At 43.1% G+C, this 14,637-nt stretch carries 16 protein-coding genes, 1 pseudogene and 1 riboswitch; of the genes and pseudogenes, 12 read left to right on the top strand and 5 right to left on the bottom strand.

Annotation, left to right across the window (positions count from 1 at the left end):
- From ykoH to mgtE, 6 genes are all read left to right on the top strand, one after another.
- Positions 1-1,365, top strand: coding sequence for a two-component system sensor histidine kinase YkoH (ykoH, locus tag BSI_RS10065; RefSeq protein ID WP_003239033.1), 1,365 nt, complete (start codon positions 1-3; stop codon positions 1,363-1,365).
- A complete protein-coding gene (locus BSI_RS10070; protein ID WP_003239032.1) occupies positions 1,362-2,042 on the top strand; it encodes a PepSY domain-containing protein in 681 nt (226 codons plus the stop codon). The genes ykoH and BSI_RS10070 overlap by 4 nt, the downstream gene beginning before the upstream one ends.
- A gap of 91 nt (positions 2,043-2,133) precedes the next feature.
- Positions 2,134-2,649: a PepSY domain-containing protein gene (locus tag BSI_RS10075; RefSeq protein ID WP_003239031.1), complete on the top strand. Its 516-nt coding sequence runs from the start codon at positions 2,134-2,136 to the stop codon at positions 2,647-2,649.
- 81 nt (positions 2,650-2,730) lie between these two features.
- Entirely contained in the window at positions 2,731-2,868 is a 138-nt protein-coding gene (locus BSI_RS10080; protein WP_003218541.1) for a transcriptional regulator SplA domain-containing protein, read from the top strand.
- Between the two features lie 107 nt (positions 2,869-2,975).
- Positions 2,976-3,142, top strand: a riboswitch (M-box (ykoK) riboswitch).
- Positions 3,143-3,232: 90 nt separating this feature from the next.
- The gene (locus tag BSI_RS23090) at positions 3,233-3,355 is read left to right on the top strand and encodes a hypothetical protein (RefSeq protein WP_003239030.1); all 123 of its coding nucleotides are present in this window, start codon (positions 3,233-3,235) and stop codon (positions 3,353-3,355) included.
- A gap of 17 nt (positions 3,356-3,372) precedes the next feature.
- A complete protein-coding gene (mgtE, locus tag BSI_RS10090) occupies positions 3,373-4,728 on the top strand; it encodes a magnesium transporter (RefSeq protein WP_003239029.1) in 1,356 nt (451 codons plus the stop codon).
- A gap of 42 nt (positions 4,729-4,770) precedes the next feature.
- Here mgtE and BSI_RS10095 read toward each other — a convergent pair whose 3' ends face one another.
- Complete coding sequence (locus BSI_RS10095; RefSeq protein WP_003239028.1) at positions 4,771-5,103, bottom strand: MerR family transcriptional regulator; 333 nt, start codon at positions 5,101-5,103, stop codon at positions 4,771-4,773.
- 193 nt (positions 5,104-5,296) lie between these two features.
- Here BSI_RS10095 and ykzB point away from each other — a divergent pair, with 193 nt between their 5' ends.
- The 3 genes from ykzB (at position 5,297) to BSI_RS10110 (ending at position 6,319) form a co-directional block, all read left to right on the top strand.
- Positions 5,297-5,452, top strand: a complete 156-nt coding sequence (gene ykzB / locus BSI_RS10100; protein ID WP_003218545.1) for a protein YkzB — start codon at positions 5,297-5,299, stop codon at positions 5,450-5,452.
- Between the two features lie 87 nt (positions 5,453-5,539).
- Positions 5,540-5,722 carry a hypothetical protein gene (locus BSI_RS10105; protein ID WP_003239027.1) on the top strand — a complete coding sequence of 61 codons (183 nt, stop codon included), beginning with the start codon at positions 5,540-5,542 and terminating at the stop codon, positions 5,720-5,722.
- A gap of 132 nt (positions 5,723-5,854) precedes the next feature.
- Positions 5,855-6,319, top strand: coding sequence for a MarR family winged helix-turn-helix transcriptional regulator (locus BSI_RS10110; RefSeq protein ID WP_003232536.1), 465 nt, complete (start codon positions 5,855-5,857; stop codon positions 6,317-6,319).
- A gap of 4 nt (positions 6,320-6,323) precedes the next feature.
- On the opposite strand, the pseudogene BSI_RS10115 reads toward BSI_RS10110, so the two are convergent.
- A pseudogene (locus tag BSI_RS10115) lies at positions 6,324-7,453 on the bottom strand (MGDG synthase family glycosyltransferase).
- A gap of 91 nt (positions 7,454-7,544) precedes the next feature.
- On the opposite strand from BSI_RS10115, the gene BSI_RS10120 reads away from it, so the two are divergent.
- Entirely contained in the window at positions 7,545-8,096 is a 552-nt protein-coding gene (locus tag BSI_RS10120) for a YkoP family protein (protein WP_032732168.1), read from the top strand.
- A gap of 27 nt (positions 8,097-8,123) precedes the next feature.
- Here BSI_RS10120 and BSI_RS10125 read toward each other — a convergent pair whose 3' ends face one another.
- Entirely contained in the window at positions 8,124-8,936 is an 813-nt protein-coding gene (locus BSI_RS10125) for a metallophosphoesterase (protein ID WP_003239021.1), read from the bottom strand.
- 196 nt (positions 8,937-9,132) lie between these two features.
- On the opposite strand from BSI_RS10125, the gene BSI_RS10130 reads away from it, so the two are divergent.
- Together BSI_RS10130 and BSI_RS10135 are read left to right on the top strand one after the other, a co-directional pair.
- Positions 9,133-10,827 carry a DUF6044 family protein gene (locus BSI_RS10130; RefSeq protein ID WP_003239020.1) on the top strand — a complete coding sequence of 565 codons (1,695 nt, stop codon included), beginning with the start codon at positions 9,133-9,135 and terminating at the stop codon, positions 10,825-10,827.
- A 12-nt stretch (positions 10,828-10,839) separates the two neighbouring features.
- A complete protein-coding gene (locus BSI_RS10135) occupies positions 10,840-11,853 on the top strand; it encodes a glycosyltransferase family 2 protein (protein WP_003239019.1) in 1,014 nt (337 codons plus the stop codon).
- A gap of 23 nt (positions 11,854-11,876) precedes the next feature.
- Here the strand turns inward: BSI_RS10135 and BSI_RS10140 are convergent, their stop codons facing one another.
- A complete protein-coding gene (locus BSI_RS10140) occupies positions 11,877-13,712 on the bottom strand; it encodes a DNA ligase D (protein WP_003239018.1) in 1,836 nt (611 codons plus the stop codon).
- A gap of 3 nt (positions 13,713-13,715) precedes the next feature.
- On the bottom strand, positions 13,716-14,600 hold the full coding sequence (gene ku, locus BSI_RS10145) for a non-homologous end joining protein Ku (protein ID WP_003239017.1): 885 nt from the start codon (positions 14,598-14,600) through the stop codon (positions 13,716-13,718).
- Between the last annotated feature and the right edge of the window lie 37 nt (positions 14,601-14,637).

The following is a 14,637-nucleotide window of genomic DNA, read 5'->3' as shown; positions in this document are numbered from 1 at the left end:
ATGAAGCTGAAGACCAAGATTCATCTGTACACATCAATATCGCTGCTGGTTTTATTAATTTTGGTCCATACCGCAGTCTATCTCATTTTTTCATCCGCGCTGACATCAAAGGATGCAGCCCGGCTTGCAGATGAGACGGATAACATTGCCGAAGCGCTGCATGCTGCTGAAACAGAAGGAGTGGCTTTGCAGGACATGCTGCAGGCCTATCTTCCGGCAAACGGCATGGTCCGTGTAGTGAATGGTGATCAAAAAGCCGTCATGACCATTACAAAAGAAAAAGAGTTTAAAGATTTTCCTCTTTCATTTCACAGCGGGGAAACGGCAGATGTAAGGAAACATGACGGCAAACTGTTTGCTGAAGCCGCTGTTCCGGTTATTTGGACCGATGGGCAAGTGGTATCTCTTCAGCTGGTTGAAAGGCTCGAGAACACAGAGGAGAGTCTGTTTCTTTTGAAAATCATCTTAATCGCTGCAAGTGCTGCTGTCTGTATCGCTTCTTTTTTTGCCGGCAGCTTGCTCGCCCGCCGTATCATTAATCCGATCAGACGATTAATGATGACAATGAAAGATATACAGCGGGAGAAAGCATTCAAAACGATTTCCTTGGAAGGACAATCGCACGACGAGTTATATCAGATGGGGCTGACATTTAATGAGATGGCGATGATGCTGAAAGAGCACTACGATAAACAGCAGCAATTCGTTCAAGACGCTTCACATGAATTGAAAACCCCGCTCACGATTATAGAAAGCTACAGCAGCCTAATGAAGCGGTGGGGGGCAAAAAAGCCGGAAGTGCTTGAGGAATCGATTGAAGCCATTCATTCAGAAGCGGTGCATATGAAAAAACTGACCAACCAGCTGCTGGCGCTGGCCAAAAGCCATAAAGGTCTTGAGCTTGACCTGAAAACAATCGATCTGATTGAAGTGTCACGCGCCGTCATGCAAACGCTCCAGCCCGTCTATCAGCGTGACATTTTGCTTGAAACAGATAAGGAGAGCCTGCTTGTAACAGCTGATGAAGAACGCATCAAGCAGCTGCTGACCATTTTGCTCGATAATGCCATAAAGTATAGTGAAAAAGCCATTGTAATGACAGCCGGAACGAGGAATGGACAGCCGTTTCTGTCAGTAAGGGATGAAGGCATCGGAATACCTGAGGAGCATATCCCGCACCTGTTCGAACGGTTCTACCGGGCGGATGAGGCACGAAACAGAAAAACAGGCGGGACGGGTTTAGGCCTTTCCATTGCCAAGCAAATCGCCGATGAGCACGGCATTGAGCTGTCTGTCAAAAGCAAGCCGGACCAAGGAACAGCTGTCACCATGCAATTCAGAGAACAGAATGGGGGAGGCCGATGAAAAAAACAATAAAAGCAGTATCTGCTGCGGCAGCAGCGGTTTTAGCCGTCATCATCTGTGCGGTTCTCATCATTCGGCAAACCCACGAGGACGTCCTGTCAAAGGAGGCTGTCGTAAAAAAAATCGAGGCCTCCTATGAAGGCGAGGTCACGAAAGTAACGCAATCAAAGAATAAAAGAACATATGATATGACCCTTGAAAATCCAAAGGGAACTTATTTTATAAAAGCTGACGCAAAATCGGCTGATATTCTTTCGATAAACAGAGTAAAAGCGATGAATCCATCTGCCATGTCAGAAAAAGAAGCTGAGCATCTCGCGCTTGAGCGGGTGCCGGGAACCGTCAAAAAACAAACACAACAGAATCGTGTTGCCACATATACCATACAAAAAGAAGACGGAAAAACATACGAAGTGAAGGTAGACATGCAGGCAAAAGCAGTCGTGTCGGCTGATCAAATCAACAGTGAAAATCAACAAAAAACACCGATTACGAAAAAAGAAGCCAAAACAATTGCAGAGCGAGAAACGGGCGGGACAGCGGATGACGCAGATCTCGAAGAAAATGAGGGCACTCTCATCTTTGAAGTGGATGTTGATCTTCCGGATGATAAGGAAGCGACAGTGAAAATCAATGCCTACACCGGAAAAGTTGCAAACATTGTGTATGAAGACTGACGGTTTCTCATCAAATTCTCATCTTTCTCTCGTTTTCCTTTCATGTTGAGTGTGTAAACTGTACTCATACAAAACAAAGGAGGAATCACATATGCTAAAGAAAAGATGGATGGTTGGCCTATTAGCAGGCTGTTTAGCGGCCGGCGGATTCAGCTACAACGCGTTTGCGAAAGAAAACAATGAAAACACACAGACTGCTTCGTCCAAGACTGGTGCACTCACTGAACAGGAAGCAGAATCGATTGCCAAAACGGTTGTTAACGGCACGGTGGATGATATCGACAGAGACATTTACAACGGCAAAGAAGTCTATGAAGTCGAGATCCAAAAAGACGGTGAAGACTACGACGTTTATGTAGATATCAATACAAAACAAGCGCTCAATGACCCGTTAAAAGAGAAAGCAGAACAAGTTGCCATAACAAAAGAAGAGGCTGAAGAGATTGCCTTAAAGCAAACAGATGGAACCGTAACAGAAAGCAAGCTTGACGAAGACGACGGTGCTTACAACTATGAAATTGAGATCAAAACGAAACAAGGAACTGAGGCGGAATTTGAGATTTCCGCAAAGGATGGACATATCATTAAGCAGGAGATAGACGACTAATCAAAACCCCGCAGCAGCGGGGTTTTTTCATGATAAGAAACCTTCTTTTGGACAATCTAAATAGAAAAGGAGGCGAAACGCATGGAAAAGAAAGAGGAGCAATACATCAATCAGGCTGAATATGTCCCTCATCCGACGAAGGAAGGAGAGTACGCCTTATTTCTTCATGAAACGTATCATTTGCTCTCTGAAGATGATGAGACGCAAACAACAGAATAAGGGCTTAGGCCCTTGTTTTGTTCCGTATTTGTGATGAAAGCGCATTTATTACTTTTTTGAGTTGACACAGCTTGTTTTTTTCTGTAATCTCAGTGTGTCAATTCAATTAGGAACTTCGTTAGGTGAGGCTCCTGTATGGAGATACGCTGCTGCCCAAAAATGTCCAAAGACGCCAATGGGTCAACAGAAATCATCGACATAAGGTGATTTTTAACGCAGCTGGATGATTGATCCTATGCCATACAGTGCTAAAGCTCTACGATTGAAGGCGCCCGCACGCTTTTTTGCCGTGCTTCTTTCTCCTTCAATCCCGAAGGCTTTTTTTATGCCTTTAAAACGAATTTTACCAAAGGAGGTGCGGAGTATGGATTCTCCCCATTCGAGTCAATCTGAAGAAGTACCCATATACTATGACAGCAAGGCAACTGATTACACGATGAGGAGACGATCTGCCGCACCTTCAGGCGAGGCCGGCACGTCTCCGTAGAGGAGGTACGAGTCCTGATGGTTCAAAACATGACCTATGACGAACTCATTTTACGCATCATTATTTTATTGCGAGACGGGAAAATCAGGGATTTCAGAAGCGTTATTGATGAGCTTCAGCCCTATGATATGGCATTTATTTTTAAAGAAATGCCGGAAAAACACCGCGCCCGCTATTTATCTTATTTAACTGTAGATGATATCACTGATATGATCGGGGAGCTGGAACGCGAATTTCAGCTTGCCGTCTTAAATAAAGTCGGAAAAACCAGAGCAACACTAGCGATGAACAAAATGGACAACGATGACCTCGCTCAATTGCTTGAAGAAATGGACGAAGAACTGAAGGAACAGCTATTGTCCAGCATGGAAGCATCAGAGTCTAAGGCTGTACAGCTTTTGATGAATTATCCGGCTGATTCAGCGGGGCGCATGATGACAAACCGCTATGTGTGGATTCCTCAGCATTATACGGTAAAAGACGCAGTCGTCAAACTGAAAAGCTTTGCTGAAATAGCTGAATCGATCAACTACTTATATGTCATCAATGAAAGCAAACAGCTGGTGGGCGTACTTTCCTACCGCGATTTGATTCTAGGCGAACCTGAAGAAAAGGTGCAGGATTTAATGTTTACCCGCGTCATCTCAGCAGGCGCTCTCCAAGATCAGGAAGAAGTTGCCCGCCTGATTGAACGTTACGATTTCTTGGCGATTCCGGTAGTTGAGGAAAACAACGTGCTTGTCGGCATTGTAACGGTCGATGATATTATCGACGTCGTCATTCGGGAAGCTGATGAGGATTACGAAAAATTTGCCGCTTCCGGTAAAGACATCACCTTTGACACAAAGGCCTACGTGGCGGCATACCGGCGTCTGCCATGGCTGATTTTACTCTTGTTTATCGGACTGATTTCAGGAAGCATTATCAGTTATTTTGAAGATGCGCTCCAGCAGGTTGTCGCGCTGGCGTTTTTCATGCCGATGGTGTCAGGGATGACAGGAAATACGGGAACCCAATCTCTCGCGGTTGTCATCAGAGGTTTGTCTAAAGAAGAAATGAACAAAAAAACGATTGTACGCCTGATCCTCCGGGAGTTCAGAACAAGTATTTATATCGGAGCGGTTTGTTCTGTTCTGATTGCGATTATCGCCATCTTATGGCAGGGGAACGCGCTTCTAGGATTTGTTGTCGCCTCTTCACTGCTCTTTACTTTAATTATCGGCACGATGTCAGGAACCATTATCCCTATTATTTTGCACAAGCTGAAAGTAGACCCGGCGATCGCTTCAGGACCGCTGATTACAACGTTAAACGATATTTTGTCTTTATTAATTTACTTTGGCATTGCCACTGCATTCATACACTCATTATAAATGATAAAAGTCCGTCTCAATTGCGAGTCGGACTTTTATCATTTAACGGTTTTTGTACCGAAAGTGAGCATTAAGCTGCCCCTCCAGCATTTTTTTCCGCACTTGCGGATCGTTTTTTACCATCTGCTCTTTTTTACGCATATCCTTTAAAATCTCTGCCGTCTGTACGCCGTCTTCACGCTTATTGGCGATATCCATCAGCCGCTCCACATCGGCGAAAGAATATTTTCTCGTTCCCCTTGAAGACCGCTGCGGATAAATGAGCTTCCGTTCCTCATAGTACCTGATCTGTCTTACGGACAATCCTGTCAATTCACTGACAATCCCGATTGAAATCACTTTTTTGTCTTTATAAGAATGATCTTCTGTGGTCATTTTTCCACCCCTGGATGTCTTTTGATAATAGTATATAAAAAACAAAGAGAAAAAACCTGACGCTTGTCATATTTTCTAACATGAATTAGAAGATTTTTGAAAAAATACGGAAGAAAAATTAACAAGAATAATGCGTAACACACAAGCGCGTTTTATCCTTTATGTAACGAATAAATGAGGAGGAAGGATAATCATGGAGGAAGAAAAAGCGGTCTCACTGGCAAAAGAAATTATAGAGTTGGATATCAAACGTGATGAAATGCTGGAGACGTTTATGCAGCTTGCCGGAGAACATGCTTTTCAACTATTAAGATCGGTTCAAAACGGACTGTACCGAAAATCTTCGTAAACATAAATTCTTTACATTAGATTCATACCACGTTCATTTAAATAGAGTATCTTGTGTATAGGATACCTCAAAATGAAGGAGGACGCTATGAGTAATTTATTGAAATCCGCTTTAGAAAAAGAACGAAGCCATTATTCTGAAAAACTCTTTCAAATCGGAGTTTATAATAAAGAAATAATGAACAAAATGACGATTTCCGAACTGCGAAAGGAATACACATATTTCTTCCGCAACATTGCAAATCACAAAAAAAATCCTTATACAAGATAATGTATAAGGATTTTTTTGCTTTCAGAAGGAATTTCTCGAATTATAGCGAATACATATAGTAAGGGACTGAACTCTTATTATATGTAAGGGTTTTCATTATTTTTTTATAAAAATCCTATATACGAGGTAGATATGATGAGATTATCGTTTAACGAAGAAGAAGTTGAGCGTGCGATGAATTTGTACAGAGTTTTTGCAAGGGCTTTCAAAAGTGTGTCTGAACATAGTATCCGTGACAGTAAAGAGCACGGCTTTAATCCGACTGAATTTGCTGTACTGGAGCTCCTGTACACAAGAGGCCCGCAAAAATTACAGCAAATTGGGTCGAGACTTCTGCTTGTGAGCGGAAACGTCACATATGTCATTGACAAATTAGAAAGAAACGGGTTTTTAGTAAGGGAGCAGGACCCGAAAGATAAACGCTCCGTTTACGCGCATTTAACTGACAAGGGAAATGAGTATTTGGATAAAATTTATCCGATTCATGCATTGCGTATTGCGAGAGCATTTTCAGGCCTTTCGCCTGATGAACAGGACCAGCTGATCGTCCTGCTGAAGAAAGCAGGCATTCACAGCCAGCATTTGCTGTTTCGTTAACATGTTACACTCTCTGTTTCAGGAGAGTGTTTTTTTGTTTTATATGATCCTTTTTAAAATATCTTCAACCTTCCGATCAGATATTTCACCAAGATATTGATTGACATGTTTTTCATATTCGTTCACCTGTTCATTCGATTGGAAAAATGCCGCAATCTGTTCTTCTGCCTTCTGCATGTCCCAGTTTCTCATATCTGTGACAAGCTTCCGTTCCTTTAAAAGGTTCAAATTCATCTCCTCCTGGCCCGGCAGCGCATGATAAATAAATACCGGAAGCCGTTTCTGTAAGCATTCGCTGATGGTCACGCCTCCGGGTTTTGTCATAATGCCTGACGCCTGTTCGTATAAACGGTTCATCTCTGCTTTGCTGTGAAGGTAGGGTATCGCCTCAATAAAAGGGTGGCCTAAACTTTTGACATAGCAGTAGAGCTTTTCGTTCCTGCCGCATAATATTTTGTATAAGATGTTTCCGCCTGGCGACAGCTCCTGAACCCATTTTAAAATCCCCCCGACCCCCATACTGCCGCCTGTGATAATGATGGTATATGGCGGATGATGCTGACAGGTGTCTGCAGATCCCATTTCAAACATCCGGTGAACGGGAATGCCGGTCAAGTATATGTTTTTCTGATTGATTCCTTCAGACACGAGCTGCTTCTTGACATCCATGATCGGAACAAAATGGTAATCAATGTTTTCCCGCCCCCATAATTGATTCACAAAAAAATCAGTGTATACATTCACAACCGTCAGATTCGGAAATTCCGGCTTTAGCCGGTTCAGCAGATAAGAAGGCAGCGCATGCGTGCAGAAGGCGATATCAGGCTGTTTTTCTTTGAGAATGTGCCTCATTTGTTGTGTGAACAGCCATTCGTACATGGTATAGCGTTTGTCATTCTGATATTCTCCGCAGGCAAGGAGCCTGTAAATGCCGCTGTACGTTTTCGGGAAATATTGAATCCATTTTAAATACGTCTCAGAGGATAGTTTTTCTAACCGTCTATACGCATGTGAAAAGATATCAATTTTTTCAGATGCCAGTCCTTGTGACTCCAGTTCAGCCTGCAGGGCATCGGCGACATGATGATGTCCGGTGGAAATGCTTAAAAAAGGAAAAATGAGAATGTTTTTCATGACGGTCCTCCTTAAAAAATATGGCAACTATATTTTGGGGAGAACGATGACAAAATATAAGGGTATTTTTGATCATAAGGAAGGTGAAGAGATGAAAACCTGTTTCCTTTCCATTTGGAGAGTGATTGACCCGTTTTATTTCTTTTTTTCAAGGCTGACCTTGATTGACAAAGATCGAAAAAGTGTCTTTCGAGTCAGGCTGACGAAGTACAAAGGGCATCATGTCGTGCTGAGCGACGGAACGCATATAAGAAAAAATGATGTGCTCGTTAAAATCCATTTGCACAATATTAAGCTGATCAGGGAGCTGCAAGGCATTGAGAGTGCAGTCAGAAAGGGGATCATTATATATCAAAAAGTATATCAATCAATGCCGATATTATTGGAATACATCAATAATCATAAAAAAAGTGAAAAAATTAAAGGAATCGTGGGAATTACAATGCTTGACAAAGGTGTAGAAAGGCTCGGCTTTGATGTGGTCACCCCTGTCAATCCTTTTTACAGATGCTTTAAAAAGATAACCCATATGCCCATTTTATATTTAACGTCAAAGCAAGTGGGCCTGCGGCATTTACCGAATACATCCTATTTGTTTATTTCAAAAGAAAAGCTTCAGAAAACCTATCAAAAAAAAGACTGATGCCTTGGTCAGCACAGTCTTTTTTGATTATATCTGATGAAATGTCACTTCAGGGCGGCTTCCGACACGGATATTCACACCGGTTTGTCCTAAGCCTTCGCTGATATAAAACGGCTTATCGTGGTGATAATGAAGCCCTTTAATCATGTTCATGCGCACGAGCTTGCCCATTTTCACCAAATGATACGGTTTTGGCCAGTGGATTTGGCCGCCGTGAAAATGGCCTGACAGCAGGTAATCAAAATGAACATCTTTCATATCCAGAATAATGTTTGGGTCATGTGTTAAAACAAGATGATAGCCGTTGTCTAGATTTTGATAAGAGCCAGTAATATTACTGCGATTCGTGCTGTAATCATCAATGCCGATAATATTGACAGGCCCTGCAGCCGTCTCGATTTGAACATGTTCATTTTGCAGCGTGATACAGCCGTTTTCCTCTAAAACACGCTTCAATCTCTGAAAGTCCTTTTCTTTCAATACATAATCATGGTTACCGAACACCGCGTACATTCCATATGCAGGCTTCAGCTTTTGCAATGCGTTTAAATAACCTGCCAGCTTCGGAATATTACGTTTCCGATCTAGAAAATCCCCGGTAAGCGCAATAATGTCCACAGGCTGATTTTTTGTTAAATGATACAGCTCTTCAGGTGAAACAGAAATGTTTTCTAAGTGAAGATCTGATAAATGAAGGATATTTAATTTTTTTCTGGCTGGAAGACCGTCTTTTTGATCAATTGAAATAGTGTTGACCTTCACGTCTTTTGTATTGCGTTTCGCTTTATATATAAATGGCACACATACGAGTATGGCCAATGAAAGTAAGATTGTAAACAAAATATATCCCCTCCCTCCTATCAGTATAGTAAGTGATCGGGCCTTATGGATAGCGGGAATTAATGGGTAAGAGACAGGTTGAAAAACGGATTGTCATCTGATGAATGTTTTAGAAGGGAAAAGGGATAATAAATTTTGACACATGAGGCAGAACATGCCGGATATGGAGTCAGAATAACAGATGGATGTGTAAGCGATGTTACGATTGATGAGACAACACAAAAAAGAAACATATTATCTCTGGATCGCATTATTTCTTCTTTTGCTGTATGTATCCCCGCTTTTTATTTTAAAGGAGGATGCCCATATTCGTGTCCACGATAATTTAGATTCCAATATCGCTTGGTACAAGGTGCTGGCAGATAGCGGAGAAATCGTCGGCAAGGTTGACGCGGCCATTCCGCAAATCATTAACGGCCTGCCGCGGGATGCCTTTGGCACCGAGTTGAGCGGAATTGTTTGGCTGCATGCTTTCTTTTCTTCCATGACTGCCTATGCAATAAGCCAGACAATTACAAGGGTTGTCGCTTTTTTTGGAATGTATGTGCTGCTGAAGAAGCATGTGATCCCAGAGCCAAAGGCGGCTTTCATCCGAATTGGCGTATCGCTGGCATTTGCCTTAACACCTTTCTGGCCTTCGGGAATGCTGAGTACGCTTGGATATCCTTTGGCATTGTGGGCTTTTTTGAATATCCGAAAAGGGGATATCTCATGGAGAGAGTGGCTGACGCTCGGTTTGCTTCCTTTATATTCAAGCTTTGTCTTAGGCTTCTTCTTTTTCTTGGCAGGAATGGTGTGCTTTTGGCTGTATGATGCTATCACAAAAAGAAGATGGAATTTGATGTTCTTAGGCAGTATTGCTTTTATGACCAGTATTTATCTTTTCGTAGAGTACCGGCTCGTTTATTCGATGCTGTTCTCGCACGCACCGATGCATCGGATTGAATTTATTTCATCCAGGCATGACGTTTGGCATTCTCTCCGCCTATCCGTAAAGAACTTTGTCTATGGCCATAATCATGTGATGACCGTTCACACCGTTGTCATCCTCCCGATCCTGCTGCTTTTATTTGCAGCTTTGCTGTTCAAGCGAAACCGGACAAAGCCGGAAAATGTGTATCTGTTTTTATGTGTACTTAATTACGGACTGTCTTTATGGTATGCGTTTTGGTTCAACAAAATATGGGCGGTGCCAAAGCAGAAATTTGCCTTTTTAGCTGAATTTAATTTTGCCCGTTTTCATTTCCTGCGGCCGCTTGTCATATACGTGAGCTTTGCGCTTGCTTTATATCTCATTTGGCGAATGGGAAGAGGGTGGAAATGGCTTGTATATGCCGCTGTGGCAGCACAGCTGATGGTATTGGCGCCTTTTAATGAAGAATATACGTATGGCGTTCACTACAATGCGCCGACATTCCGGGAGTTTTATGCATCCGAGCAATTCAAAGAGATTAAGGAGTACATCGGGCGTCCGCAAGATTCATACAGGGTGGCGAGTATCGGACTGCATCCGTCTATCGCCCAATATAACGGGTTTTACACGTTAGATACGTATAACAACCTGTACCCGCTCTCATATAAATATGAATTTAGGAAAATCATCGAAAAAGAGCTGGAAAAAAACGCTCGGCTGAAACAATATTTTGATGAATGGGGCAGCCGCTGCTACCTTTTCGTCAACGAGCTCGGTAAACGGTATGATTTTAAAAAGAACTCGAAGAAAACGATCAACAATCTGGAATTAAATACAGATGTATTTAAAAAAATGGGCGGACGTTACATTTTTTCTTCAGTTCCGATCATGAATGCTGACCAAAACCATCTCGCGCTCGTCAAGACGTTTGACCATAAAGATTCCGCCTGGCGCATTTATTTATATGAAACAAGATAAGGAGGATATCGATTGAAACAGCCACAGCCAGTGTTAACCATCGTCGTTCCGTGTTTCAATGAAGAGGAAGTGTTTCAAGAGACAAGCCGTCAGCTGACAGAGGTTGTAGACGGCTTAATTGAAGAAAAATTAATTGCTGAAGACAGTAAAATTCTGTTTGTCGATGACGGCAGCAAAGACAGAACCTGGGCCTTGATTGCCATGGAAAGCATAAGAAACAAGAAGATTACCGGCTTAAAATTAGCCTGCAATGTCGGACACCAAAAAGCGCTTTTAGCCGGACTCCATAAAGCGAAGAACAGATCAGACTGCGTCATCTCGATTGATGCTGATCTTCAGGACGACATCTCTGTGATCCGGGATTTTATACTGAAATATCATGAGGGCTGCGAGATCGTTTACGGTGTTCGCCGGAGCAGAAAAACCGATACCTTTTTCAAGCGCACGACCGCTTTAGGGTTTTATCGCCTGATGAATAAGCTTGGGATTAAATTAATTTATAATCATGCTGATTTTCGTTTAATGAATAAAAGATCGCTTGAAGAGCTTGCGCGCTATCCGGAAGCGAATCTGTTTCTAAGAGGCATTGTTCCCATGATCGGCTTTAAATCAGCCGAAGTCTTGTATGACCGCAAGGAACGCTTTGCCGGTAAAACGAAATATCCGCTCAAAAAAATGCTATCATTCGCTTTTAACGGGATTACATCATTCAGTGTTGCGCCAATTCGATTCTTTACGCTTTTAGGTTTTGTTTTACTTTTCGTCAGTGCTGTGGCGGGAATCGGCGCGTTCATTCAAAAGCTGCTCGGCCATACAAATGCAGGCTGGGCGTCGCTCATCATTTCCATTTGGTTTTTGGGCGGGCTGCAATTAATGGGAATCGGGATCATCGGAGAGTATATCGGTACGATTTTTTCTGAAGTGAAAAGACGGCCGAAATATGCAATTGATATCGATTTATATAATGATCCGCTGAGCCCGCTCCAGCGCCAGGAAGAAGAACGGTTGGAAAAAAAGTACAGTTGAACGGAAAGAGCTGACTTAATTAGTCAGCTCTTTTTCTGCAACTGATGTAAAATGGCGCTAAGAGGCTCGTCTTGCGGGTAACGGTAAAAATCAAAAAATGGGCAGCCAAGCTTCTTAATACGATCAACGACAGTATCAATCGTAAACAGGGCGGGCGTTAAGGATGTTTGTACCTCATGCCAATAGAGCGGTGCCGCGACAGTGCCAAGGTCGTTCCCTCTTGTCGAATAAGGACAGATAATCGTTTTACCTTCTGCATGCTGCAAATAATCAAGATACAATTTGCCGTGCCTGTTTTTAATCAAGCGTTCTGTCGTAAAGAGCTCGGGAAATGCATTGGTGCAGTACTCTGCGATCAGCTGTGTAAATTGGCGTGTTTCTTCATACGTAAATGCCTCAGGAGACAAAGGAATATAAAGCTGGATGCCCTTGTTGCCGGACAGCTTCGGGTACGATGTGATGCCAAAGGAGTCAAACAGCCGCTTCAGTTCATTTGCAGCCTGCACGGCCATGAGAAAGTCATCTCGTGAAGGCGGGTCCAAATCAATGACTATCTCAGCCGGACGTCTGCTTTTAATGGTTTGAAAAGGAACATGAAACTCCAAAGCAAGCTGGTTGGCAAGCCATAATAAAGTGGACATGTCCTCGCAGACGATATGCTCATGGCTTCCGTCAAAGAAAGATTGAACAAAATCCGGTGCATAATCTGGCTTATTTTTTTGAAAAAACGATTCGCTCCTTGATCCATGCGGATAGCGGATGACGGTGACAGCACGGTTTTTCAGAAATGGGAACAGGTAGTCACTGACTTCAATCATGTACTGAATAAAATCTTCCTTTGTTTTTTTATTCTTTTCAAATACGATTTTATCCAAGCTTGTGAACTGAAGCTTTGGATGGACCGGTTTTGAGTGGCGTATGACTTGCGCATACGTGCATTCAGTCCAGTCCATATGGAATTCAAAGCTGACAAACGATACCTCTCTTAATGTACCTTGGAGAATCGTTAAGTATTGAACGGTTGCACAAATCGACGGTTCAAGCGTAAATTCACCTGATGCTGTTTTATGTCCGTGCTGTTCCATAATCTCGCGTATGGCGCTTTTTTCCTCATCTCGCATTCCGTGTGAGACGGAGGCAATAGGTGTCATGACGCCGTTTTTTAACACAGACACCGTCAGAAAGCCATTGTTGGGGTTGAAACCTGTTATACAAACATAAGCTTGTTTAAAATTTTTATATTTGAGCCAATCGGACGACCGCTTTTTTTCAAGCCATTTGCTGTTTGTTTTCTTTGCTACAATTCCTTCTCCGTCATATTTCGTAACCATCTCCCAAATAGGATCAAAATGATCATAGCAGGGGATATACTGAATGGTTTCCTTAGCATAAGGATCTGGAGACGCAGGAAGCTTTGCCGCAGACATGAGATCGTACAGCGATTTTTTTCGATCCAGATATGCAAGAGATGATACATCTTCTCCGCTTCGCTCTAACAGATCAAAGGCGAGAAAGCAGCACGGCCGCGCGTTTGCCGATTCCTGAATCTTGTCTGGTCTTTTCAAACGCCCCCGCACTTGAAGGTGTTCAAAATCTGCACGACAAGGGTTCACCAAACATACAATTTCGCCATCGAGTGTCAGCGGAAGATCTTTTTCCATGTGCTGAAAGGCTGTCTTGGCGAATTGAGTGATTTCAGGGAAGGTGCTGTTAAGCTCCAAGCCATTTCTGCTAGTTAAAGTCACACCTGCTGAATGGATACGGAGAATGCAGCGGTATCCATCATATTTTACTTCGTAGCGCCATTCTGCTCCTTTTGGCGGTGACGAAGTAAGGACGGGCTGCATCGTAAACGCCATGTGTTATGACGTGCCGGAGGCTTTTTTTCTAGTCGTTTTTTGTTTTTTATCTCCGGCTCCTTTCGGTTCAGCGGCCTGTTCTGGTGCGGCTGCCGGGGTTTCCCGGTTCGGCTTTCTCGTGCGGTCGATGCTGGCTTGCAGAGCGCTGACAAGGTCGATGACATCTTCACGAGGAGGCGCTTTATCAGGAGTGACGGCTGTTTCTTTATTTTCGAGCTTGTCATTGACTCTTTGCAGCAGGGCGTGCCGGTACGTATCTTCATATTTCTCAGGCTCAAACTCAGTCGTCAGCTCATCTATTAATGTGATAGCGGTTTGCAGTTCCTTATCGTTTACATTCGATTGATCCGGTACACCTGGGACATGGGCAGCGCTTCTGACCTCATCCGGATAATGGATAGACTCCATAATGATACAATTTTCATAAACACGGAGAATGGCAAGCTGCTGCTTGGACCTGATTGTCATATTGGCGATGCCGATCTTTCCGGTAGAGCGCAGCGCCTCACGCAGCAGGGTATAGGCTTTCGTGCCGTTATCCCCGGGGCCGACAAAGTAGGAGCGATTAAAATAAATCGGGTCAATTTCCTGAAGCTGAACAAAATCAACAATCTCAACGGCTTTCTCCTCATGCTCCTGCTTTAAGCTTTTTAGATCATCGTCCGTCAGCACCACATATTTTCCTTTTACATATTCGTATCCCTTTACAATTTCATCAGGACCGAGTGTTTTTTCGCAATTCGTGCAAATTTTTTCGTATTTGATTGGCGCGTGATCCTCTTTATGAAGGCTTCGCAGCTTAATGTCTTTATCCTCTGTGGCCGCATATAGCTTGATGGGAATGTTTACTAATCCGAAACTGATCGATCCCTTCCACATTGTATGCATATCGATAAACCCCTTTTTTTCTTTAGTGTGAAGAGGA

It is taken from the genome of Bacillus inaquosorum KCTC 13429 (assembly GCF_000332645.1).
Lineage (GTDB): Bacteria > Bacillota > Bacilli > Bacillales > Bacillaceae > Bacillus > Bacillus inaquosorum.
Note: the sequence above shows the minus strand (reverse complement) of the source record. Positions and strands in the feature narration are given on the sequence as shown.